This is a genomic window from Halioglobus sp. D3-4 (assembly GCF_055809315.1).
In genome coordinates, this window is the sequence record NZ_CM147907.1 from 2,570,676 (window position 1) to 2,593,313 (window position 22,638).

At 56.7% G+C, this 22,638-nt stretch carries 24 protein-coding genes; 7 read left to right on the top strand and 17 right to left on the bottom strand.

What is annotated here, in order from left to right; genetic code table 11:
- Positions 1-186 precede the first annotated feature (186 nt).
- Complete coding sequence (locus tag AC0L6S_RS11010) at positions 187-1,407, top strand: CaiB/BaiF CoA transferase family protein (RefSeq protein WP_473423956.1); 1,221 nt, start codon at positions 187-189, stop codon at positions 1,405-1,407.
- 36 nt (positions 1,408-1,443) lie between these two features.
- Here the strand turns inward: AC0L6S_RS11010 and AC0L6S_RS11015 are convergent, their stop codons facing one another.
- Both AC0L6S_RS11015 and AC0L6S_RS11020 read right to left on the bottom strand, forming a co-directional pair.
- The gene (locus tag AC0L6S_RS11015) at positions 1,444-1,998 is read right to left on the bottom strand and encodes a PEP-CTERM sorting domain-containing protein (protein WP_473423957.1); all 555 of its coding nucleotides are present in this window, start codon (positions 1,996-1,998) and stop codon (positions 1,444-1,446) included.
- Positions 1,999-2,132: 134 nt separating this feature from the next.
- Positions 2,133-3,266 (bottom strand): serine hydrolase domain-containing protein, encoded by a 1,134-nt coding sequence (locus AC0L6S_RS11020; RefSeq protein WP_473423958.1) that lies wholly within the window; start codon positions 3,264-3,266, stop codon positions 2,133-2,135.
- A 240-nt stretch (positions 3,267-3,506) separates the two neighbouring features.
- Here AC0L6S_RS11020 and AC0L6S_RS11025 point away from each other — a divergent pair, with 240 nt between their 5' ends.
- The 4 genes from AC0L6S_RS11025 (at position 3,507) to AC0L6S_RS11040 (ending at position 7,351) form a co-directional block, all read left to right on the top strand.
- The gene (locus tag AC0L6S_RS11025) at positions 3,507-5,756 is read left to right on the top strand and encodes a fatty acid cis/trans isomerase (protein ID WP_473423959.1); all 2,250 of its coding nucleotides are present in this window, start codon (positions 3,507-3,509) and stop codon (positions 5,754-5,756) included.
- A 26-nt stretch (positions 5,757-5,782) separates the two neighbouring features.
- Positions 5,783-6,292: a shikimate kinase gene (locus AC0L6S_RS11030; protein WP_473423962.1), complete on the top strand. Its 510-nt coding sequence runs from the start codon at positions 5,783-5,785 to the stop codon at positions 6,290-6,292.
- Positions 6,293-6,327: 35 nt separating this feature from the next.
- Positions 6,328-6,783, top strand: coding sequence for a protein tyrosine phosphatase family protein (locus AC0L6S_RS11035; protein ID WP_473423963.1), 456 nt, complete (start codon positions 6,328-6,330; stop codon positions 6,781-6,783).
- A gap of 133 nt (positions 6,784-6,916) precedes the next feature.
- A complete protein-coding gene (locus tag AC0L6S_RS11040; protein WP_473423964.1) occupies positions 6,917-7,351 on the top strand; it encodes a cupin domain-containing protein in 435 nt (144 codons plus the stop codon).
- Positions 7,352-7,574: 223 nt separating this feature from the next.
- Here the strand turns inward: AC0L6S_RS11040 and AC0L6S_RS11045 are convergent, their stop codons facing one another.
- From AC0L6S_RS11045 to AC0L6S_RS11055, 3 genes are all read right to left on the bottom strand, one after another.
- Positions 7,575-8,960, bottom strand: coding sequence for a glycerophosphodiester phosphodiesterase family protein (locus AC0L6S_RS11045; protein ID WP_473423965.1), 1,386 nt, complete (start codon positions 8,958-8,960; stop codon positions 7,575-7,577).
- Positions 8,961-9,036: 76 nt separating this feature from the next.
- Entirely contained in the window at positions 9,037-9,792 is a 756-nt protein-coding gene (locus AC0L6S_RS11050; RefSeq protein WP_473423966.1) for a substrate-binding periplasmic protein, read from the bottom strand.
- 93 nt (positions 9,793-9,885) lie between these two features.
- The gene (locus AC0L6S_RS11055) at positions 9,886-10,422 is read right to left on the bottom strand and encodes a DUF2058 domain-containing protein (protein ID WP_473423968.1); all 537 of its coding nucleotides are present in this window, start codon (positions 10,420-10,422) and stop codon (positions 9,886-9,888) included.
- A 152-nt stretch (positions 10,423-10,574) separates the two neighbouring features.
- On the opposite strand from AC0L6S_RS11055, the gene AC0L6S_RS11060 reads away from it, so the two are divergent.
- Positions 10,575-11,513: a tyrosine-protein phosphatase gene (locus tag AC0L6S_RS11060; protein ID WP_473423969.1), complete on the top strand. Its 939-nt coding sequence runs from the start codon at positions 10,575-10,577 to the stop codon at positions 11,511-11,513.
- Here the strand turns inward: AC0L6S_RS11060 and AC0L6S_RS11065 are convergent.
- Positions 11,485-12,852 (bottom strand): sodium-dependent transporter, encoded by a 1,368-nt coding sequence (locus AC0L6S_RS11065; protein ID WP_473423970.1) that lies wholly within the window; start codon positions 12,850-12,852, stop codon positions 11,485-11,487. The genes AC0L6S_RS11060 and AC0L6S_RS11065 overlap by 29 nt on opposite strands.
- Before the next feature lie 215 nt (positions 12,853-13,067).
- Between AC0L6S_RS11065 and AC0L6S_RS11070 the strand changes: the two genes are divergently transcribed.
- Complete coding sequence (locus AC0L6S_RS11070) at positions 13,068-13,418, top strand: Rap1a family protein (protein WP_473423971.1); 351 nt, start codon at positions 13,068-13,070, stop codon at positions 13,416-13,418.
- A 14-nt stretch (positions 13,419-13,432) separates the two neighbouring features.
- Here the strand turns inward: AC0L6S_RS11070 and AC0L6S_RS11075 are convergent, their stop codons facing one another.
- The 11 genes from AC0L6S_RS11075 to gspF form a co-directional block, all read right to left on the bottom strand.
- A complete protein-coding gene (locus tag AC0L6S_RS11075) occupies positions 13,433-15,214 on the bottom strand; it encodes an aminopeptidase P family protein (RefSeq protein ID WP_473423973.1) in 1,782 nt (593 codons plus the stop codon).
- Between the two features lie 105 nt (positions 15,215-15,319).
- Positions 15,320-15,499, bottom strand: a complete 180-nt coding sequence (locus AC0L6S_RS11080; protein ID WP_473423974.1) for a rubredoxin — start codon at positions 15,497-15,499, stop codon at positions 15,320-15,322.
- 36 nt (positions 15,500-15,535) lie between these two features.
- Positions 15,536-16,285 (bottom strand): type II secretion system protein N, encoded by a 750-nt coding sequence (locus AC0L6S_RS11085; RefSeq protein WP_473423975.1) that lies wholly within the window; start codon positions 16,283-16,285, stop codon positions 15,536-15,538.
- Position 16,286: 1 nt separating this feature from the next.
- The gene (gene gspM / locus AC0L6S_RS11090; RefSeq protein ID WP_473423977.1) at positions 16,287-16,760 is read right to left on the bottom strand and encodes a type II secretion system protein GspM; all 474 of its coding nucleotides are present in this window, start codon (positions 16,758-16,760) and stop codon (positions 16,287-16,289) included.
- Positions 16,757-17,959 carry a type II secretion system protein GspL gene (gspL, locus tag AC0L6S_RS11095; RefSeq protein ID WP_473423978.1) on the bottom strand — a complete coding sequence of 401 codons (1,203 nt, stop codon included), beginning with the start codon at positions 17,957-17,959 and terminating at the stop codon, positions 16,757-16,759. Before gspL ends, gspM begins: the two co-directional genes overlap by 4 nt.
- Before the next feature lie 62 nt (positions 17,960-18,021).
- The gene (gspK, locus tag AC0L6S_RS11100; RefSeq protein WP_473423979.1) at positions 18,022-19,080 is read right to left on the bottom strand and encodes a type II secretion system minor pseudopilin GspK; all 1,059 of its coding nucleotides are present in this window, start codon (positions 19,078-19,080) and stop codon (positions 18,022-18,024) included.
- Positions 19,055-19,708 carry a type II secretion system minor pseudopilin GspJ gene (gene gspJ / locus AC0L6S_RS11105; RefSeq protein WP_473423980.1) on the bottom strand — a complete coding sequence of 218 codons (654 nt, stop codon included), beginning with the start codon at positions 19,706-19,708 and terminating at the stop codon, positions 19,055-19,057. The genes gspK and gspJ overlap by 26 nt, the downstream gene beginning before the upstream one ends.
- 38 nt (positions 19,709-19,746) lie before the next feature.
- On the bottom strand, positions 19,747-20,226 hold the full coding sequence (gene gspI, locus AC0L6S_RS11110; protein ID WP_473423981.1) for a type II secretion system minor pseudopilin GspI: 480 nt from the start codon (positions 20,224-20,226) through the stop codon (positions 19,747-19,749).
- Entirely contained in the window at positions 20,226-20,828 is a 603-nt protein-coding gene (locus AC0L6S_RS11115; protein WP_473423983.1) for a prepilin-type N-terminal cleavage/methylation domain-containing protein, read from the bottom strand. Before AC0L6S_RS11115 ends, gspI begins: the two co-directional genes overlap by 1 nt.
- Positions 20,829-20,955: 127 nt before the next feature.
- Positions 20,956-21,390: a type II secretion system major pseudopilin GspG gene (gene gspG, locus AC0L6S_RS11120; protein ID WP_473423987.1), complete on the bottom strand. Its 435-nt coding sequence runs from the start codon at positions 21,388-21,390 to the stop codon at positions 20,956-20,958.
- A 3-nt stretch (positions 21,391-21,393) separates the two neighbouring features.
- Complete coding sequence (gene gspF / locus AC0L6S_RS11125; RefSeq protein WP_473423989.1) at positions 21,394-22,614, bottom strand: type II secretion system inner membrane protein GspF; 1,221 nt, start codon at positions 22,612-22,614, stop codon at positions 21,394-21,396.
- Between the last annotated feature and the right edge of the window lie 24 nt (positions 22,615-22,638).

Genomic DNA, 22,638 nt, shown 5'->3' on the forward strand with positions numbered 1-22,638 from the left:
ATTACAAACTACAAATCCAGTATGCAGAACACCCCATTAAAGGCAAACAGATTCTTCGATCTATACGATGCGGTTTAATTACTCAGCGCTCTCAAGCCCAAACTCCGCACTGTAACGTTGTATGCTCTTCGCAAGACCATGCAACAGCGTGTAAGATCGACGGACAATAAAACGAGGCACATCTCCATGGATATCAAGTTGTCAGACACACCGCAGGGCCCGCTGCAGGGTATCCGCGTTATCGATATAACCTCTATGATCACCGGACCACTGTGCAGTCAGCAGCTCGGTGACCTGGGCGCTGACGTTATCAAGATCGAGCCGACACACGGCGAGATTTCGCGCTGGATGTCACCGCCCCAGAAAGCCGGTCTTACCGGCTTCTACACGCAGATGAACCGCAACAAACGCAGCCTCGCACTGGACCTGAAAAATCCGGAAGGCATCGCCATTGTCAAAAAGCTGGCGGCCACAGCTGATATTCTGGTGGAGAACTTTCGCGGCGGTGTGCCGGACAGACTGGGCATAGGCTACGAGGACCTGCGTAAGCTTAACGAGAAATTGATCTATGTCTCCATTACCGGCTTTGGCCCCACCGGGCCCTACTCCCACAAACCGGCCTATGACCCCATCGCGCAGGGCCTGGTCGGCATGATGCACATTCAGGGCATGCCATTTGGTGGCAAGCCACAGCTGATACAATCTGCCATTGTCGACAAAACGACTGGAACCACTGCTGCCGGGGTGGCCATGGCGGCGCTGTACGCGCGCGACCGTCCCGGTGGCACCGGCAGGGGGCAGCGTGTGGATGTACCGATGATAGACGCCTGGGCAACCAACGCGCTGGCAGATATGATGCCGGTAGACAGCTTTGTGCCCAACGATTTGCGGGATCCAACACCGCTGGCGGTATTGCGCACTTTCGAGACAAGCGACGGTTTTGTCGTGGGTATGGCTTTGCAGGACAACCACTTCACTAATCTGTGCACTGCGTTGGAATGTACTGAGTTGCTAGAGCGCGAAGGCATGCGCAATCTCGGCGAGCGTATCAGTGACTTCGACACCTGGCTGGATGCCATAGGTGAGGTGATGAAACGCTTTACCACCAGTGAGTTACTTTCGCGGCTGGATGCCGCTGGTGTGCCGTTCGGGCCAGTAAAAACGGTGCGCGAATTTGCCGATGACCCACAGGCGAAACACAACCGCACCATCTTCGATGCCGAACATCCGGAGGCGGGGACGCTCAGGTATATACGCTATCCGGGACATCTGTCGGAGACACCCGCTGCGCTGTACCGCCACCCGCCCAGACTTGGAGAACACAGCGAGGCGATTCTGCAAGAGGCGGGCTACGACGACGCAGAGATACAGGCGTTACTCAACGCAAATGTGATCGGCACCCACTAAAAAGCTGAAAACGCCAACGGGCCCGAACCGATGCCGTCACGCGGCTAGTTTGGCACGACGCCTCATGGTGACAACGCCACCGAGCGCAAGCAGGAACATCGATAGCATGGTGGGCTCGGGTACTGCGTCATAAACAGTACTCCCATCGTCCTTGAATACGTAGTTGCGCGCGGCCCCCTGTACAAGGTTATCACGCACGTAAGCCGAGGCAGCATTGGATAAATCAGAAACATTGAAACCCGCTGTTGGGCCGTAATACTGACCTAGGTACTTGTTGGAGTAATCTTCTGCAAATATATGGCCGCCATAGCCAATGATATCGTACCAGGCCATATTGTTGATATTTGCGACAGTATCGTCGACGGTTGAGATCGAGTACTCAGAGGCATTGCCACCGAACAGCAGAGCTGCGGCCTCCTGACCTGTGTATGCCAATGGTCCGTTGGGGGGAGTATCGGACCAGAGCGGCGCATTGGGATCGGCGACATCCCAATAGCCTACATACATCAAGGCAGCATTTGCGGAGTTTACAAACGGGAGTGCTGCCAGTGCAATCACCGCGAAATACCGTTTTATCGAGGCCGTCATCATCGCCATACCCTGTTTGTATGAATAACATGATATTCTGATGCGATATTTATGCCAGCATTATTTTATCCTTATAAATCAATGAAATAGAAAGAATCTCAAGCTTCCAACTGTTGGCATGTAAAGAAAGCGGACGGTCAGGGCCGCCAACAGGCTGCGGCGCGATTGCTAGCGGCCGCACACAGTTGCGCGCTGCGCAGGGGGTTTGCATCCAACCCATTGGTCAACAGGCAGAACGAAATACCACTGACCGGGTCTCCCCAAGCCACCTGCCCACCCACACCCTGATGCCCGAAAGCACGCCCGGAGACCCGGTTTCCCAGCCCCCGATACGGCTGGTAGCGGTCCGTTCCGGCGATCACCACACCGAGGCTGCGATTGGCCGGCGCGCCCGTCATGGGATCGGGGAAATCGACGCGCACCGTACCGATGGCATCGGCCAGAATCTCCGGCTGCCATAGCTCTGCGCTGTTGCGCATGACACCCTGATAAAACAGCGCCACGTCCGCCGCAGTAGACACAGCGCCCCCTCCCGGCACACCCAACGCCCGCACCGCGGGATCGTTGAACATCAATAGCGAGTGATCCACCGTATTGGGCCACTCGATCGCCGCCCCAAAAAGTTCCCGGATCTGCTCAGACGACGGCGGTTCACCGACGTGTTGCACGGTGGTGATATCAGACTGTTCGGACTCGGGGACACCCAGACACAACTGTTGCAGGCCAAGCGGTGCAATGATATTGGCCTGCAGATAGCGCCGGTAGTCGACCCCGCTGACAGTCTCAATCAATTCCGCCAGCACCCAGTGTGCCGACAGCGGGTGATACTCCATTCGGCTACCCGGTTCCCAGTTAAGGTGCCAGTTGCGCATTGCATCAAGGCGAGATGCCCGTGTCCACCACGCTGGCGCGGACAGCGGTGCGCGCGGGAAACCCGCCGTATGGCACAGTACGTGCTCGATCGTGATGTGCTGTTTGCCGTTCTCTGCAAAGGCCGGAATATACTCCGCGACAGGCTTATCGATCAGGATCAGGCGCTCACCCATCAGGCGCCATATCGCAGAGGCCACGACAGGCTTGGTACAGGAAAATATGTTGTAGCGGTTGCTGTTATCGGCGCGACCCAGTGTTTCGAAATGTACCAGGTCTCCATCTTTGGCCAGCGCGAATTGCAGCGATGGCAGCGGTCCTTTTTCGATGGCGTGCTGCAGGCGCCCCCGCAGTTTCCCAATGGCGGCACTGGAAAGCGCTATGTCGTCGTTCTTACTCACTTACACCTCAGCTATCGCGCCACGCGTGACTGCGGATTGTAAAATAGCCACTGCGGAGTCAGTTATTGATCTTGGATACGGCCACCCCGATACCTCCGCTAAGATATCACACCCGGAATCCTGCCCCATTTAAAAACCAGGTGCCTCTGCTGCCATCCTGAGTGCATGCCGCGCGAATACACTGCCTCTACAGGCCTTTGTCTGCTTGCATTCAACAGGTCAAACCCGCAGAATTCCGCCATGAAAATATTCCCCCGATTTGCCCTCCTCCTGTTGGCCATATTGCTCTCACCGGCAAGCTTCGCAGATAGTGATTATCCGCCCGCAGTCAAACCTATTATCGAGCAGCGATGCATGGTCTGCCACGGTTGTTATGACGCCCCCTGCCAGCTGAAACTGGATGCCTGGGCGGGTTTACAGCGCGGTGCCAGTAAGGAACAGGTGTACTCTCTGCGCTTGAAAGCAGCGCCACCGACCCGACTTTTCGAGGATGCACAGACCGTCGAGGAATGGCGCGACAAGGGATTTTACCCAATGATCAATGCGCCATCACCCGAGCAGGGCGTAATGGCGCGTATGCTGGCATTGAAACAGCTGCACCCTTTGCCACAGGGCAACACACTACCCGATACCATTACACTGGGGCTTGATCGCGAGCAGCAGTGCACCAAACCCGAGAATTTTGACACCTTCGCGGCGAATAATCCTCTGTGGGGGATGCCCTACGGGTTGCCGGGACTGAGCCATCAAGAACACAAGACGCTGACCGAATGGCTGCAGCAGGGCGCACAGGGCGTGCCCGTTGCCGCGCCCTCCAAGGCGGCGATGAGTGAGCTGCAGCGCTGGGAGACTTTTTTCAACGGCAACAGCCTGAAACAACAGCTGATGGCGCGATACATGTATGAGCACTTGTTCATCGCCAACCTGTATTTCTCTGACCTAGGCGAAGGCGGCCTGTATTACACACTGGTGCGATCACGCACCCCGCCGGGCCAGCCCATCGACATTATCGCCACGCGGCGTCCGTTCGACGACCCCGGTCAGGCACGGATCTACTACCGTCTGCAAGCCTTGCGCACGGCGGTGCTGGACAAGCGGCACATGCCCTATGCCCTTAATGCGCAGCGTATGGAGCGCTGGCAGCAATTGTTCCTCGAACCCGAGTACAAGATCACAGCGCTGCCCTCCTATGACCCCGCCGTGGCGTCCAACCCGTTTATTGCATACCGCGAACTGCCACAGACTGCACGCTACAAGTTTATGCTGGACGAAGCACAATTCACCATCATGGGCTTCATCAAGGGCCCGGTGTGTCGCGGCCAGGTAGCATTGAACGTAATCGATGATCATTTCTGGGTGGCGTTTCTCGATCCGGACCGCCAGGGCATTCAGGAGAATGCAGAGTTTCTCGCCGCAGAGAGCAAGAACCTGCGCCTGCCGGCCGACAAGGTTGGCGGCGCTCTGGTAACCATCGTTGAATGGCGTAACTACTCGCGCGAGCAACTGAAGTTCCTGAAAGCCAAATTCGAGTATATCCAGAGAATGACAGGCCCTGACGGCACCAAGGTCAATCTCGATCTGATCTGGGACGGTTATGGTGAGAACGACAATGCCGCCCTGACGATCTTCCGTCACTCCAACAGCGCCTCTGTGGTGAAGGGTTTTGTTGGGCAGCAGCCCAAAACAGCATGGGTAATAGATTATTCTTTACTCGAGCGGATTCACTACCTGCTGGTTGCCGGCTATGACGTATTCGGGAATGTCGCTCACCAGCTCGAAACCCGTCTCTACATGGATTTCCTGCGCATGGAAGGCGAGCAAAATTTTCTCTTCTTCCTGCCGCCGCATGAGCGAATCGTGCTGCGCGATTTCTGGTATCGCCAGGCAGAGAAAGAAGCGCAGCAGTTCATGATGACGGACTCTGTCGCATTCGATCGCACATCCGATATTCAGTACAAGACGGACAACCCCAAGAAAGAACTGCTGGATATGCTGAAGAAGCACATACCCGGTTCGGCGGCCAAGCGCTACCAACCCGTGAGCTCGCAATTCGATACGTTGCAACAACTGCAGGGGCCGCCCTTCAGCCTGCTGCCGGAGGTCTCTTTTGTGCAGGTGATCGAAGCGGAGCCCGAGGAATACAGCTACTACACCATCGTACACAATGATGGCTATTTGAATAATGCACAAATGTTCCACGAAGACAAACGTCGCGTTCCCGAGGAAGATTACCTGACCGTGGTCAGGGGTTTCATCGGTTCTTACCCGAATGTCTTCTTTCAGGTAGCGGAAAGTGAACTGGACGATTTCGTCACCGCGCTCAAATCCATGCGCGACGAAACCGATTACGCGACGCTGGTGTCTGTCTACGGTGTTCGGCGTAACCAGGCCGCGTTCTGGCCTCTGTCGGACGCGCTGTATAAGCACTACCTTGCAACGTACCCAAGGGAAGCCGGCCTGTTTGATGTCAACCGCTATGAAAACCGCTGACAGTCGAGCATAGAGAGCAATAACACATGCCTGCAACAAAGCCGAACATCGTACTCATCGGCATGCCCGGCTCCGGCAAGAGCACGGTCGGGGTGGTGCTGGCGAAAATGCTTTCCTACGACTTTCTCGATACCGATTTACTGATCCAGTCTTCGCAGCAGCGCCCACTGCAGGATATCGTCGATAGCGACGGTCACCTTGCCCTGCGAAACATTGAAGAAGAAGTGCTGCTTTCCATCGATGTTGAGCGCACTGTCATTGCTACCGGAGGCAGCGCGGTTTACAGCGGCCGTGCAATGGCTCACCTGTCATCCATAGGGACCATCGTGTTTCTGGAAATTGGCCTGCCTGCTCTTCAGAAGCGCATTCACAACTTTGGTTCCCGCGGTCTGGCCAAGCGTCCCGAGCAGAGCCTGGCGGACCTTTTCACAGAGCGCGAGGCCCTGTACAAGCAGTTCGCTGAGATCACTGTGGATTGCAGCGGCTTGACGCAGGAGGACCTATGCGCACGAATCGTCGACAGAATCACAACCTGAACCTGGTCTGATATTGCCGGAGTGAGGACACGCTCATGAGTGTAACGGACGCTTTTAACTATAAAAAAGTCAGCGAGACCATCGCCACAGCGGGGGTATTGAACAGACAGCAGCTTGAAGCACTCCGACAGGAAGGCTTCAGGGCCGTGATAAACCTGCTGCCTGACGATAGTGAGTACGCACAGCCAGAGGAGCAAACGTGTATTGAACAGCAGGGGCTGAGCTACCACTATATCCCGGTTGACTTCAAGGCACCGCTAGAGAGCGATTATCATACGTTTGCGGCTGCAATGACTGCCCTGCAGGGTCAGAAGCTGATTGTGCACTGCGCGGCGAATTATCGGGTCTCTGCGTTTTACGCAATATTTGCACACCGCAACCTGGGCTGGTCTGAGGAAGAGGCCCGTGCGCACATTGCCTCCCTTTGGAACCCGAGCGAGCACCAACCCTGGGAAGTGTTTATTTCAGTTATGCTGAAGGACGACAAATAATAACAACAGGGCTCGCGAACCATCAGGGTGTGGGATCGGCTCCCGATGCTCCGCTGGAGTTAACGGGCACCGTCCCATACTATCAAGTGCTAGCGAAGGTCTGAAAACTCGCTTATCTGAACGGGGAAATACTATGAAAATAATTAACACATTACTGATCGGCGTGGCGTTGTCTTCAATATCCCAGCTGACACTCGCTATCGAGGCTACTGCAGACGTCAAAGTTACGCCATTATTGAAAACACAGGAAAGCTGGGATGGTGTACCGATTAACTACCCTGCGGGGGTTGCAGAGGTCACCATTGTTGAGGTTGAGGTAGCACCGGGCGGCGAGACCGGCTGGCATCTACACCCGGTAGCCTCGTTCGGCGTGGTGCTGCAAGGCGAGCTAGAGGTGGAACTCCAAACGGGTGAAACCCTGAACCTGAAAACCGGTGATGCCGCCGCTGAAACGGTCAATGTACTGCACAACGGCCGCAATACAGGCACGGTGCCGGTCAAGATGGTGGTATTGTACACCGGTAACTCCGAGAGCGTATTAACAATCAAAGAAACCGCTGCAGACTGATACTGCATCGATTAACGTCCTTTGTCTTTTTTACTCTAGATCATCAGGGGCGGCACTGCGCCAGAGGTGGCGACAAACCGGAATGACAATGCTCCGGCTTTTGGGGAGACATCGGCCGCGTAATTGGGCCATAGTCTAATCTGGTTGCCTCTTTGCTCAATCGCCAAGACGCGCGAATATCAAAGGGCCCTGATGCACTCAGCGCCAATCAAACGGCCCAAACTCAATCACAACTTCGCTCGCCACGCGGTTGCGACAGCAAAGACTCCAATAACAGTGGCCGGTCGGTCATAATGCCGTCAACGCCCATATCTATCATGCGCAGCATTTCCTCGCAGGTATTGATGGTCCATACCTGCACCGCTGTATTGACATCGTGAATGGCCTTAACTAACTCGGGAGAGACAATGGGGATGGGTTCATCACCGGGAATCTGATCCCCTATCTGGCTGGTATCAGGTGGCACCTGCGCGGTGATATGTTCCGGTAAATCGGGAACCGTGCCGGTAATCAGGTATTGGGTAAAGATCTGCAGGCCCTGTCCCAGTGGCAGATAGCTGTAGACGCACGGAGCCACTGCCTTGAAGTTCATGGTGGCCTCGTCGATGAAGGAGCCTGCGATCAGATCCGTATAGCGCCCGTAGCGCTGCAGCAGGTTCGCCATCTGCTGCTCATAGCCTCCAGCACCATCCAGATCAGGTTTGAGTTCCAGATTGATCAGGTTGTGGGGAAAGCGGGCAAGGGCCTCTTCCAGCGTGGGAATACGGAAATCCTCAGCGCTGTAGCCTTCTGGCGGCGGCTTGTCGCCTGTAGCAATCCCACGGAAGACATAATCCTCCTCTGGCCGGTCGTGTGGCGTTCCCGCACCGGGTACGAACCAGTAGGCGGCGTCCAGCGCCTGCAATTCGGCCAACGTCATGCTCGCCACATCTCCCTTGCCGTTCGTGGTTCGATCCACGTCCAGGTCATGCAGAATCACCAGTTCGTTATCGCTGGTCTGGTATACATCCATCTCCAGTACATCGGCACCGGCCAGGGCCGCCTGAGAATACGCGTACAGCGTATTCTCAGGAAAGTCGGTCACGCCGCCGCGATGGGCGAAGTTCAGCGGGTCGGCTCCGTTCATAAGCCAGGGGTTGGGATCCTTGGAAAAGGGCGCATCGCACACCGAGTCATCATTGGCAATGGTACCGGTGATCGCGGTGGCCGTGGGCACCGCATTGTCACTGACGCTAATATTGAGTGCGAAAGTCTCAGCAGTCTCCTCCTGCGCATCGCCAATCATATCAACCGAAATCACGCCTTCGATTTCACCCGCAGGTATGGACACTTCCCCAGCTGTGTCTAGATAGTCTTGTCCCGCGGTGGCGGTCTCGGCGCTGGTGTTATAGGAGATGTTCACCGCACTGGATTGCGGGGCTGTCATAGTCACCCTGAATGATAGGGAGCGCATTTCACCGGGTGCACCTTCAGGTGCCGCTGTCGGTACCACGGTTAGCGAGGAGGGTGTTGAGGCGGCCGCATATTGGCCGGCGCTGTCGGAGCCATCAGAGCACGCCTGCAGCAGTAGCAGCGTGGTCAGGGAAATTGCGAGGTAAGCCTTATTCATACTGTAGGTATCCATAGCAGTTGCGCTGTGATCTTATAGGGTTTTAATGACAGCGAATCGACTTCAGGGCTTCAGCTTATTCGATCCCGCCGTAACGCTCATCCCACTTCTTAGTAATAGCGTCCAGAGAACCGTCCTTTTGACGGGCTGCGAGGGCGCGATTGAATGCGGCAATCATCGCCTCTCCCTCCGGCCATGCGCGGCTTGCAGCCACATGCCGCTCCACGGGGGGCAGCGCTATCTCCGTCACAGCAAACTGCGTGATCTGGTCGCCAAAATATTCATGCAACTGCATAGCCGCCGTACGCTGGTCCGCGATGACAAAATCCACTTTCCCATCAAGGAGGTTTAGAAGGTTTGACACCAACTGATCCTGCTGTACCAGCGTCAAATCGGGGATCGCGGAAAAGTCCACACCGTAGGCGTAATCTGTTCTCACGCCCAAGCGACTGCCTGCCAGCTGATCGAGAGTTACATACTGTCCCTGGTTGGAGCGCAGCTTGAGAATGAGCAGTTCACTGCGCAAATACGGCTTGCTGAACAACAGGGTCTTTTCCCGGTCTTTGGAGTACCACACGGCCGCCAGCGCATCGTAGACATCCACCTCGGTGCCCTCCAGCGCTCTGGACCAGTTTTCTATCGTAATGACGGGTGTGAAGTCAGTGTCTGCAAATACTGTCTTGACCAGTTCCAGCGCCAGCCCCTGATCCGGCAATTTCGCATCCGCGTAGGGCGGCGACGGGTTAGCCATCAGGCGGAATTCCTCATCCGCCTGCACAGCAGCACTACAGAAAATCACCGCGACTAGCGCCGGTAGCATCCATTTCAACATTGCCAAACTCCTTATCCGTAACAATAAATTAAACCTGTTTCATATCATGGCAACCCGGACAGCAGTCGCTATCCCCTTCCTCCGTGCCACTGCTTACCACATCAGATCATCTGGAATCTTGTAATCTGCATACGGGTCGTCCTCATCCACCTCGACCGGCTCATACTGGTTTAACAACACGATCACCTCAGGGTCACGCTGTGCGATTTTGGCCGCCGCTGATGCGGGCAGCAACGCGTAATCATCCGCCAGCTTGGCAATCGCCAAGCGGCCATTGATCAGGTCTGTCTGGATTTTTGGCGTCACATAAATCTTTTTAATCCGGGTGCCGTCTTTAAACTGGTACGCCACATCGCCACCTTCGCGAGCAACACGATTCATTGTAATCAGCTGGACGATCTGCGCGGCTATGGCTTTCTTCTCGGCCTCAGCCTGTTGCGCCTTATTCAGCTGTCGATCTCGCGCGGCCTTTTCCAGTTGCGCACGCCGGGCCAGTTCTTTGGTCTCGTCGATCTGGACCTGGCCTTTCTGACGACCTTTAGCCTGCTTGCGGCTCTCCTGCTTCAACTGTTTAGCCTTCTTCTTATCAACGAGGCCAGATTGGAGGAGTTGGTCTTGCAGCGAAGCCATGGGTTTGCCTGTTTGAAGATTCCGGGTCGCCAATTATGGTTAATCGCATCCCCGCTGGCAAATGCGACCGCAATGGCAGCAGCGGCCACTCTTGTCGGAGGTCATGCAGGTGATATGCTATCAGCTTACAGCGCTCAAACCCGAGGTCTCCCTTGCACAAGAAAACGCTTTTCTGGTCCTTTGTTACTGTGGCGATCGTCGCCATTGGAGCTATTCAGTTTATACCCGCGCCGGCGCTGGTAGTGCCGGCAGAGATCCCAGCGGATCAACGCGATGCCCACCGCCTCCTGAACTTTGAGGGTATTGCCAACTTCCGTGACCTCGGAGGCTACCCTACTGTCGATGGCCGGCAGGTGAAGTGGGGTGTGCTTTACCGGGCAGGCACGCTGGCCGAAAGCTCCAACGCCGATCTGCAAAGCCTGCAAAAACTCAATATCGATGCGCTGATAGATTTCCGTTCGAACTCCGAGAAAGAGGCCGAGCCCAATCGCCTCCCCGAGCCCACCACCATCACTGTGGTTGAAATACCGACACTGGATGATGGGAATCAGGCCATGGTGGAGGAAATCATGGGGCGTATCGAGCGCAGTGATTTCGACGGTTTTGATCCTAACGAACTGATGCTGGAGGGCAATCGGCAGTTCGCCAGCACCTTCACCCCGCAGTTTCGTCAGTTTATCCGCACCGTACTTGAGTCCGGTGGCGCGCCCACGTTATGGCACTGCAGTGCAGGCAAGGATCGTACGGGGTTCGCCTCAGCGATTCTTTTACGTATTCTCGGAGTGCCGCAGGACGTCGTGCTGCAGGATTATATGGCCAGCAAACAGAACGCGCTCGATGCCCGCAGATCGCAAATTATGCTGCTGCGTTTGTTCAAGGGAGATGAAGCAGCCGACAAACTATCGGTCATGCTAGGGGTGGATGAAGCCTGGCTGAAGGCTGCATTCGAGCAGATTGATGACACCTGGGGCAGCTTCGACAACTATGTTCACAGTGGCCTCGAACTGAGCGATGCTGACATCGCACAGTTAAAGGCCAACTTACTGAATCCGGCTGTGAGTGTTACGCAAAAACGCCCATCACAAAGATAACCAATATCGCTGGAGGCACGACGAAACGGATCAGGAAATACCAGATAGCGTGGTCGTTTCCGGCACCTCCCAATTCGTCCTGTGAGGCCTCCCGATTCATAAACCAACCAGCAAAAATGGCTATCAGCAATCCGCCCACAGGCAACAGTATCTGGTTGGAAAAATAATCCATGCTGTCGTTAAAGTTTTTACCATTCAACGTCCAGTGGTCCATGACGTTGTAGGACAGAATGGACAGCACACTAAACACGGCGATAGACCCCACCAGTAGCAGCGCACTCTTATGCCGCGGTATCTCGAAACGATCTTCAACCCAGGCATTTACCGCTTCCACCAGACCAACCATGGAGGTGATCCCCGCGACCGCCAGCATCAGAAAAAACAGTACGCTAAAACCGTGGCCGCCGGGCATCTGCGCAAAGCCCACGGGCAGCGTCTTGAAGATCAGACCGGCCCCGGCTGCGGGGTCCATACCATTGGAAAAGACCACCGGGAAGACCACCAGGCCCGCGAGCAGCGCGACACCGGTATCGAGACTGACGATAATCAGTACGGACCGTGTGATAGACACGGTTTTAGGCAGGTAGGAGCCGTAGACCATCATGCCGGCCATTGCTGCGCTGAGTGAAAAGAACGCCTGGCCCACGGCCGCGAGCACGCTGGCAAAATTGATCTTGCTAAAATCCGGGGTAAACAACCAGGTAAGCGCCCGAGAGAAGCCATGACCCTGCGAAGCGGCCGCGGGCGCAAAGTAATTGTATACAGCCAGCCCCACCAGCAACAGGAACAGCAGCGGCATCAGAACGGTGACCGCACGCTCGATTCCATCTTTCACTCCCGCGTAGATTATCACCCCTGTGATCGCCAGCCCCACAAGTGTCCACCACAGCATGCCGAGGTTATTATCCAGTACCGCCGCAAATTCGGCATTGGCAGAGACATTGTCAAAGCCGACAAACCCGGTCGTCACTGCCTTGAATAAGTACCACAGGACCCACCCCACAACCACCGCATAAACAATCTCAATGGTGTACGCGGCGAGCAGTCCCATACCGCCAACGAGTTGCCAGTGTTTGGAGCGGCCACTCTCCAGTGCGACTGCGGTCATCGACTCCGTCGGGCTGCCCTGACCGCGGCGGCCAATCAGTATTTCCGCTATCAGAATGGGAGCGCCGATACCGAACACACAGGCGAGGTAAATCAGCACAAATGCCGCGCCGCCGTTTTCGCCGGCGATATAAGGGAACCGCCAAATGTTACCCAGCCCAACAGCGAACCCCACTGAGGCCATCAAAAAACCGAACCGCGAAGACCAGTGCGCGCCGCCCACCGCTGCCATATCCCACTCCTGTTGCCGCTGTTATCTATGCAGTCTACACAAATTCACTCGCAGGTGACGAGTCTGCATTACCGTGCACATAATTTTCATCACAAGCGACGCCAAGCCACGGACGGCACATCGCCCGGTGCACGCTGGACATACAGGCACTCATTCTCTATGGTGCTGGAAAATAAGCTTGATCCTCAATGACACTCGATACAGGAAATACTCCAATGAAAGCCCTTGTCACCGCCGTTTTATTCATCGTCAGCATGATAACGACCAGTGCCGCGATGAGCATGATGTCGATCACCGAGTTTACGGCGAACAAAGGCGACAACCAGAAGTGGGGAGCGACCGTAATCTACCTTAACGGAGTCGGTGTGGGTGCGACGGTGGCGGCCGCGACGTTGATTAAACAGAACAAGCCCACGCTATTTTGCCAGCCGGAAGAGATCGTTCTGGGGCAGAAAGATTACATCAAGCTGATCAATGTCTTTATCTCAAAAAACGAACTACCTGATGAAACACCAGTGGAGACAGCACTTATGATGGCGCTGATTACCGCATTCCCCTGCAGTTGAATTGGGGAGAATTCCTATAGAGGGCGCGTTGCCTGACTGAGCCAATCGGCGTCAGCACCGCGCAGCAGCGGGCCGATAGTCTGGGCAACGCGCTGGTGATAGCGGTTCAACCAATCAATTTCTGCGGCATCCATCAGGGCGGGCTCTATCAGGCGTGCATCAAATGGCACCAGCGTGAGTGTTTCAAACTCCAGCATTGGTGTCTCGCCAATGTCACCCATACATTCGCGGACCACTTGCAGATTCTCGCAACGCATACCGAACTTGCCATCGCGATAGTAACCGGGCTCATTACTGACGATCATGCCCGGACGCAATGCCACAGCATTGTAAACCTTGGATATCCGCTGCGGCCCCTCGTGCACACTGAGAAATGCGCCCACGCCGTGTCCGGTACCGTGATCGTAATCAAAGCCCTCACGCCACAAAAACTGCCGCGCCAGTACGTCCAGTTGCGTACCGGTAGTACCGCGAGGAAAACGTACCCGCGCCAACGCGATGTTCCCCTTTAACACCAGCGTGTACAGGCGCCGCACCTCGGGGCCCGGATCGCCAATCGGCACGGTACGCGTAATATCGGTAGTGCCATCGGTATACTGCGCACCGCTGTCGACCAGATAGAGGCTGTCAGGCGACAGGCGCGCCGGTACGGCATTGAGGTGATTGTAATGGCACATGGCTGCATTGGCGCCGGCGGCAGAAATCGTACTGAAAGAGACTGCGTGAAAGTATTGTCCCTGCTGCCGAAAACTGAGCAGTTTATCCGACAGCGCAGCCTCATCATGCCATTGACCGGCAGCCACCTGTGCATCCAGCCAGGCCAGAAAACGCACTTCGGCCACAGCATCGCGGCAGTGGGCATTGCGCGCACCCGCCAGTTCAACAACATTTTTACAGGCTTTTTCGAGCTGCACCGGGTCTTCACCGTCAACCAGAATGGCATCGAGGCGGGATAGTTCCAGTTGTATCCAGGCACTTGCATTTTTCGCATCGGCCAGTACACGGCGTGAGGTATAAGCCCCGAGTGCACCGCAGGCATCAGCCTCACCGAGCACGCGCACCCCCTCTCCCACGTGCGCATCAAAACCGTCGGGCAGTCGGCGCGCGTCGACAAACAGCGTTACGTCCCCCGTGTCCTCCAGCATCGCGAAACTCTGTACTACCGGAAGCTGTGGCAGGTCCGTGCCACGTATATTGAGCAGCCAGCTGACAGAGTCGGGGGCAAAAATCAGCGCAGCATCACACCCGCGCGCTGCGACCATTGCGGCGATACGCCGACGTTTGTCACGGCTGGATTCACCGGTGAACGCCTCGTCCAACAGCAACGCCGGGCGGCAAACCGCCTCTGGCCGGTCCTGCCAGCAACGATCAATCAGGTTGTCAGTGTCGGCAACCAATGCAATGCCCGCATCGGCCAGGGTACTCTCTGTATCGCGGTACCACTGCAGGCTATGCAGGCGGGAATCACAGGCTACAGTGGCTCCGCGTGGCAGGGCTGCCGCCAGCCATTCTGCCGCCGGCTCGTCAACCAGGTGGTGATAGGCATAGAGCTCGGCAGGCACCTCGTTGCGCACCTGCACGGTGTAACGCCCGTCGACGAAGATTGCAGCCTGCTCCTGCAGCACCAGCGCCGCTCCAGCCGAGCCGGTAAACCCGCTGATCCAGCGCAGTCGTTCCTTATTCTCGGGGATATATTCGCCGAGGTACTCATCTGCCCGGGGCACGACCAACGCATCGTAGCCAGCCTGGGCCATCAGTTCCCTCACGGCGGTCAGGCGTGCGCGCGTGGTCGTCATAGTGTGTCCCTGTGTACCTTTACCAGCGGTGCTTGGCTGGCGCTAATGCAGCCACCACCCGTTCGCTATATAACACCGGGGAGGCTGAAGGCATCGGAGCCGGCGCTACTCTAAGTATAAATCGAAATCGGCTTTGGAGATTCCGCAATCCGGGCACTCCCAGTCCTCGGGAATGTCGTCCCAGCGAGTGCCTGGAGGAATACCGTCATCGGGCAGGCCCTCGGCCTCATCGTAAATAAAACCGCAAATTACACACTCGTATTTTTTGTAATCGGAACCACTCATTTGCCAATCTCTCAGGTAAAAATAGTCTCAAATAAATTACACGTCACCCGCCAGGGTAAGACGGAAGCCCGCTCCATCAGGTTGCGCAATCAGGGACAGCATCTGCTTGACCTGCTCATCCAGCGACGTATCACTGCTGAGCTGAACATCGACTTCATAGCGACGCTGCTGTAACTGCAATATGCCGCTAGCTTGCAGTGGGCCCGACAACGTCAGGACATCACCTGTCACCGCGCCGCCTTCCGGTTGCTGGAAATCCAGCGCATAGCTCCCCAGCGGCACCAAACCGCGCGGGGAATTCCAGCCCGCATTCTGCCACACCAGACGACCTTTGCCACTGTAGGGCATACCATCGCGCAATTGCAGGTGCTGCGCTTGCAAACTGAAAAATCCGTCGACTGCCACTGGTGCAAAACGGCCCAACAGATTCGCCGCGACCTGTACTTCCAGATCGAGCAGATCCAGATCCCGCTGGCCGCGCAAAATAATATCGCCCGCCAATGTTTGCTTTCCCCAATGGCTGCTCAGGGTAAGATGAGGCGACAGCGTTAGCAGGGACAGAGGATGCAGCGACCAATTCACCGCGCCCAGCTGGAAGTAGCCTTGCGGCAAACGCAGCAGAACCCCGCTAGCACTGCCATTCCACACAGTGCCGGACAAACCGCGAAGCACTACCATCTCACCTGGCACAAACAGGTAGAACAGGCGTGCGGGGGCGCTTACCAGCAGCGTTATAACAAGCAGTAGTGCCAGAGCAGCAGCGCCGACGAGGCGGGTCAATTTCATGCTATCCCGCCTCTGCGATTCGCGCTGTGACGTTGACGAGGCCAGCTTTATTGGCCTGGGTCAGGGACACCTCACGCACCAGCATATGCTCGGTGTATTCCATCTGGTAGAGCCACTGCAGCACATCGTCAAAAGCCGCGTTCTCCAATCTCACCTGTATCTCGCCACGGCTATTGGGCTGCAGCCGAATGACAGGCAATTGCCAGCGTCCGGTTGATTCGTTGATCACAGACGTCAGGTTGCGCCGGGTGCCGGTCTTAGCCCCACTTTTGCGCAACTGCATCAACTCGGACACCATCGCATCAACCCGGACCTGGGATTCCGCGATGGCTGCATTCTGCAGCGCCAATTGCTCGCGCTGTTCGTCTAGCGGGGACCAGACGAATATATACAATAGATACAACACCAGAGCCAGACCCAGTGCCAGCAGGCTCATCTGCTCACGCTGATTGAGTTGTGCAAACCACTCCTTCATGATCGCTCCGTCACCCGCAGACGGGCACTGACCCGCTCACCCTGCGTGGTACTACTTTCCATAATGGCGTCCAACCCGGCCTCACTCATACGACTGCGCAACTGCTCCACGCCTTCGAAATCCGCCGCTACAATATTGAGGCGCATCTCGTTCCCCTTGTCGTTGTAATTGATACTGGCGATGCTGGTGTCGGGCATACCGGCAACCGCACCACCGACACGCTCGATGAGCCCGATAAAACCGCTGGCCTGCCCGGTCCCCCCAAGCACATCCAACTGTCGCCGCAACTGCTTTTCAGCATCCACGACAGCGCCCTGGGGCATTGCGCGCCGATAGCTCTCCTCTATAGCGCCGCGCAGTGCCAGATTCTGTGCCGACAGGTTGCGATAGTCTGCGTAGATGCCCGCCAGTTGAATAATGCAGGCCGCAGCAAAGACCGCGGCCACTGCCCGCCACTGCCGCCACCACAACTCCAACGGCAGGCGCGGTGCGTAGTCTCCCTGCAACAAGTTGACCTTGACCTCCGGTAATTCGCTGAGCAGGAGTGCCGCGCACAAGCTGCCGCGCCGCCATTGCACCCGGTCGCGCAAGGCCTCCGGGAGCAACTGCGTGTCCGCGTCCTGATCCGTGCCATACAGGATGACAGCCTCGGGCTCATCGTTATCAGCGAGTACGCTCTGCAGCAGGGTCACCACCAGATCGCGCTCGACCGTAAAGCCCTCACACTGCCCTGTGCGCACAATCGCCTTATCGCCCTCCAATACCAGACTCCACTCACCGGCATGCCAGGGCAACACCATGGGTTCAGGCAACCATAGCTGTATGCCCGGAAAATCGGCCAGAAGTGCCTGCCATTCCTCCATCTTCGACCTGGCAGCTATTGCAATGGCATAAGTATCCGCTTCCAGCGGGCTATAGGCGAAGTGCAGGTTGTCGACATCGGCAGCGACCTGCTCCTCCAGCATGTAAGGCAGCGATTGATTGAGGTGTTTCTTCTCCTCCGGCGCGACGGTCAGGGTCAGCAGGCGAGCATCCGCACCGGGTGCAGCGAAACACACTTTGATGCGCCGCTGAGCCAGGGTGGCGTGCAGGCTATCGCGCGCGCTCTCTTCATCCAGCCACTGCGGCTCGGCACCCGCGCCGGGCGGATACCAGGCGAGGCGACCCTCGACCAGACGGACTACAGCAGATTCGCGCAAAACGGTGTCTTCCTCACTGGGTAATTCTCACTGCGACTCTCATTTGTCATATAAATAACCAATTACAGACTGCCACTGGCTCTGACAAGGGTTTCGATCTGGCGATTATGGCGATGGAGCACACTGTACAAGCGCAGGTTCCTGTCGGCAACCTCCGCTGTGGCATCCAGCAGAAAGTACTCGCTGCTTTGCCCCAGTTGGTCCCTGACGCCGGTCATGGTCTCCCGCCTTCCCTCAAATAGGGCATTGGAGAGAAAATCATTGATATCCTTGAACCCTACCTCATCCCGGAACTCAACCAGTGACAGGCCTTCCGCCGCGCTCAACGGGCTGAGATTCTTGTCGGAATTCAGGGTGCGCAGTACCATTGCCGGTGCCGTGTGTATATTGATCGGTTTCGGCTCCTGCGGCCAGACGGTCACATAGGGCACCAGTGCCTCGTAGATTTCAGGCGTCATGTAGGCCACAGCGCGCAACTCGCTGACACTGCCCATGGCGCGATTGGCAGCGCGATAGGACGGCGTCTGTCCGTAATAGTAATCGTCTTCCACGCCATTCGCCGAGGGCACGGTATCGGTGTCCAGCCAGTCGCTCACCGATTCGGTAATGGCCCTGGCCTCCTGTTCGCTGACGACCGGCTCTTCCAGTGCCTGTAACAGCCGAATAAATTGCTCCTGTGCTGCGGTATAGGAGGTGGTCGCTCCCGTTTGATCGGACTCGCGCGCGCGCACGCCCAGTGCATTCAGGTTGAATCGCCCCTGCAAATCCTCGATCGAACCGCGCATCCAGCCGATGTCATCCAGCGGATAGTCGGTCGCTTCCTGCGCCCACAATTCCTGCAAATCATCGCGAACCAAACCTTCAGACTTATCTTCGTCGTAGTCCATGATCAGCACCATGGCGGCCAGATCCTCCGCCCCGCGCAGATAGGCGTGCGCCTGCTCATCAAACAGCAGGTTAACGCTGCGTTGGAAAAAACGATCGAAATCACCTTTCATCGCCACCACCAGTGCTGTCGCCAGGGCAAACACCAACATAGCGACAATCAGCGCTGCGCCACCCTGGGTGCGCCGCGCATGGATTGCAGCGCCTGAATTACAGCGGAGGCAATGTATAGACACGCTTCATTTCTCCCCAGTCCTGCAGCATCAAGGTCATTTCGAGAGCCACTGGCGGCACCAGCTCCTCATCCGGCGCACCGCTATCTGCGACCCAGTTTTCCTGCCAGTTAGCGGTATCGATAGAGGAGCCGCCGGTCTGCACTTGCAACAACTCCAGTGTTGGCAGAAATGTCAGGCGCAGATCATCCACGTCATCCAGCAGCAGCACCGTCTGCGGCTCTGTATCTGCTGCGCGGTCCAGCACAGCGTAGGAATCCCGCCACAAGCCATTGTCTTCGAGGCGATAATTGATCCGCTGCAGATTGCTGCGCGGATGGTCGTTGGGATTATGCCAGCCAGTGCGGGTAAAACTGAGCGTAAAACGCGCCAGCATGCCGCCTGTCATCGCCGGCTCCACCTCGCCGAACTCATCGCGTACCGGCCGGTTGGTGAACTGCCGCAGATCGCGCGAAATAATCATCAGGGCGCGGTTCACCTCGTAGATGCGGTCGGTATTCTCACGCAGGCTCTCGACACCCGACATCACTGTAGACAAACTGGTATAGGCGATCATAGACACAAAGGCGGTAATCGCCATCGCGATCAGAACTTCGATCAGGGTGAAGCCTGTGGACGCTTTAGTCGCCATCAGGCACGCAGTCTTTTTGGCTGGATGTTGGCAAAGTGTCATGCGTCCGATACCCCCGGAGACGGATCGGGATCGGGGTCGGGATCTGGATCAGGGTCTGGGTCTCCCTGGGACTGATCCTCCAGCCCATCGGGATCAATCGTCAGATCGCCGAATATAAACGCCGACAGCTTGTACAGTGGTTGCTCCCGCCGCTCCTCACTGAGCGCCACGCTGAGTTCCACACGGTAGAAATTCGCGACTTCGGTGGTTTTTGTCTCGACCCACCAGTACCAGTCACGATCGACAAACATCGCCTCGCCGTTGTCCTTACCGGCCTTGATACTGCGCGTGGCGGCAACCACCAGCCTCATCTCGGCCAGTCTATTCACCGCCACCATCTCGGCCAGGGTTTTATCGCGTAGATAGGCAGCATCATCCACCTGCTGGTAGAGCGCCATCAGCAGGGCCGGCAGTGTAATTGCAACGATGGCCAGTGCCACCATCACTTCCACCAGTGTGAAACCGCGAGCGCGCACTACTGGTAGTCCTCCTCATCTGCGGGCTGACCGCGCCGCAACAGTTTGAAACGTCCCAGCAGATCCCATTCTATACGCCACAGCAGATCACCGCTCTCCACTCGGCGCACATTGATCGCGCCCACCGTGGTTTCACCGCTTGAGTAAAAAACAATCTGCGGACGGACGCGATCCTCGTCCTCTTCATAGTCGTTGTCTTCCAGCGACAACTCCACTACAGGCGCATCCTCCAGCTCCAGTTCTAACTCGACGCCCGGCACAAACTCCTGCGAGGCAAACATGTCGCCGCCCCGTGTCGGCTCTTCCCACCCATCGAGCTGACGTTCCAACCAGTGATAACTGTAGACTGTCTCGCTCGATCCCTCCTCTTCCTGCAGCAGCAGCCCGTAATCAATACCCGACATCTGCGCTTCATCCAGTGCGTAACTGGCCACGTCAGCCAGGCCGCGAACCTGTGCTTCGAGCTGGATATCCTGGCCGCCGGAGCTGACAGAAAGGTTCACCAGAGTGGTCACCAATACGACAACCATCAGGGCCACCAGCAGTTCCAGCAGGCTGAAACCGCGTTGACGCGCGCCCGACGAAGCGCCGGCCCACGTCATGGAAGATTGCGGCATACGATCACAGTGCGTAACAGCACTGCCTATAGCCTGGAGTTAGCGGGAAACTGCTTGCGTCGCGGCCCTGCACAACGGCTCGAAAGTCCAGCGTGGCTAGGAGCCATTGCTGTCAGCCCTCTGATTTCCAGTTGCCGATGTCGGCGGCTTGACCTTCACCACCGGAAAGACCGTCAGCACCCAGCGAATAGATATCCACCTCGCCGTGCTCACCCGGACTCAGGTAAAGATAAGGGCGACCCCAAGGGTCTATCGGCAGTTCCGAGAGATAGCCGCCCTCCTTGAAATTACGCGGCTCGGGGCTGAGCGTACTGGCTTCCACCAACGCTTCGAGGCCCTGCTCGGTAGTCGGGTAGACGTAGTTATCCAGACGGTAAATCTTCAACGCGGTCTCTATCGCCTTGAAATCCGCCTGCGCCTTTTGCACACGGGCTTCGTCGGCGCGATTGAGCACCGTGGGTGCAACCACGCTGATCAACAGACCCATAATTACCAGTACCACCAGAATTTCCACCAGGGAGAACCCGGCATTGCTTCGTTGTTTCATTATTCAATTCACCATTGTATTCAGATCAAATATCGGTAGCAGAATCGCCAGCACGATTGTGAGCACCATGCCGCCCATGAACACTACCATCAGCGGTTCAAACAGACTCATCAAAGTACCCATGGTCATTTCCAACTCACGCTCCTGGTTCGTCGCCGAGCGCTCCAGCATGCTTTCCAACTCCCCACTGGCCTCACCGCTGGCCACCATATGCACCATCATTGGCGGAAAGCGGCCACTTTCCTTCAGTGCCCGGTTCAGGCTACTGCCCTCCTGCACATGCGCTGCCACGGCGACACTGTCCTCCCGCAACACCAGATTAGTCAATACCTGGCCGGCGATACGCAGTGATTCCAGTAGCGGCACACCACTGGCCATCAGTATGCTGAGCGTGGATGCGAAACGGGCGGTATCCATCGCTGTCACCACGCGCGATACGCCCGGCACGCGCAGCAAAAAACGGTGCCAGCGCTTTTTGCGTGCCGGGTTGCGCAACAGGTGCTGGATCGCAAAATAAACCACCAGTAACCCACCCAGCAGCCAGAGGCCATACTCCTGAAAAAAATCACTCGTGGCAATTAGACCGCGCGTCAGGGCCGGCAGTTCCCGGTGACTGTGCGCGAAAATACCAACCAGTTCCGGCACCACAAACACCAGCAACAGCAGCACTACCGCTATCGCGACACCGAGCAGTATAAAAGGGTAGATCATCGCCATTTTCAGCTTCTGTCCAGTGTACTGGCGCTGTTCTGTGTAATCGGCCAACTGCTGCAATACTGGACCCAGAAAACCCGCGTGCTCACCGGCGTTGACCATGGCACGATACATTTCATTGAAAACGCGCGGAAATTCACCCATCGCGTAGGCCAGCGTATGGCCCTCGGCGACTCGCGATCGCACCTGTAACAACATGCCCTTGATCCGGTTGCTGCGACTCTGCTCGGCTGCGGCCTGCAGGGCCTCGTCCAGCGGGAGATTAGCCTCCACCAGCGTCGCCATCTGGCGGGTAATCAGCGCCAGATCGCTGATGCTGATACGTGAAAAGAGGTTGGTCGGACGAAAACCCGGCGCACTGGACTCGGCCTTGTTGGCCTGCGCAACCTCCACCGGGCGCAACTCCTGCCCGCGCAACTGGGTACGGATCTGGCGCTCGGAGTCCCCCTCGAGCACGCCCTTGACGATTTTCCCCTGGGGGTTCAACGCCCGATAACGATACGCCGTCACGATTCAACCCTCGACATCGGCAAC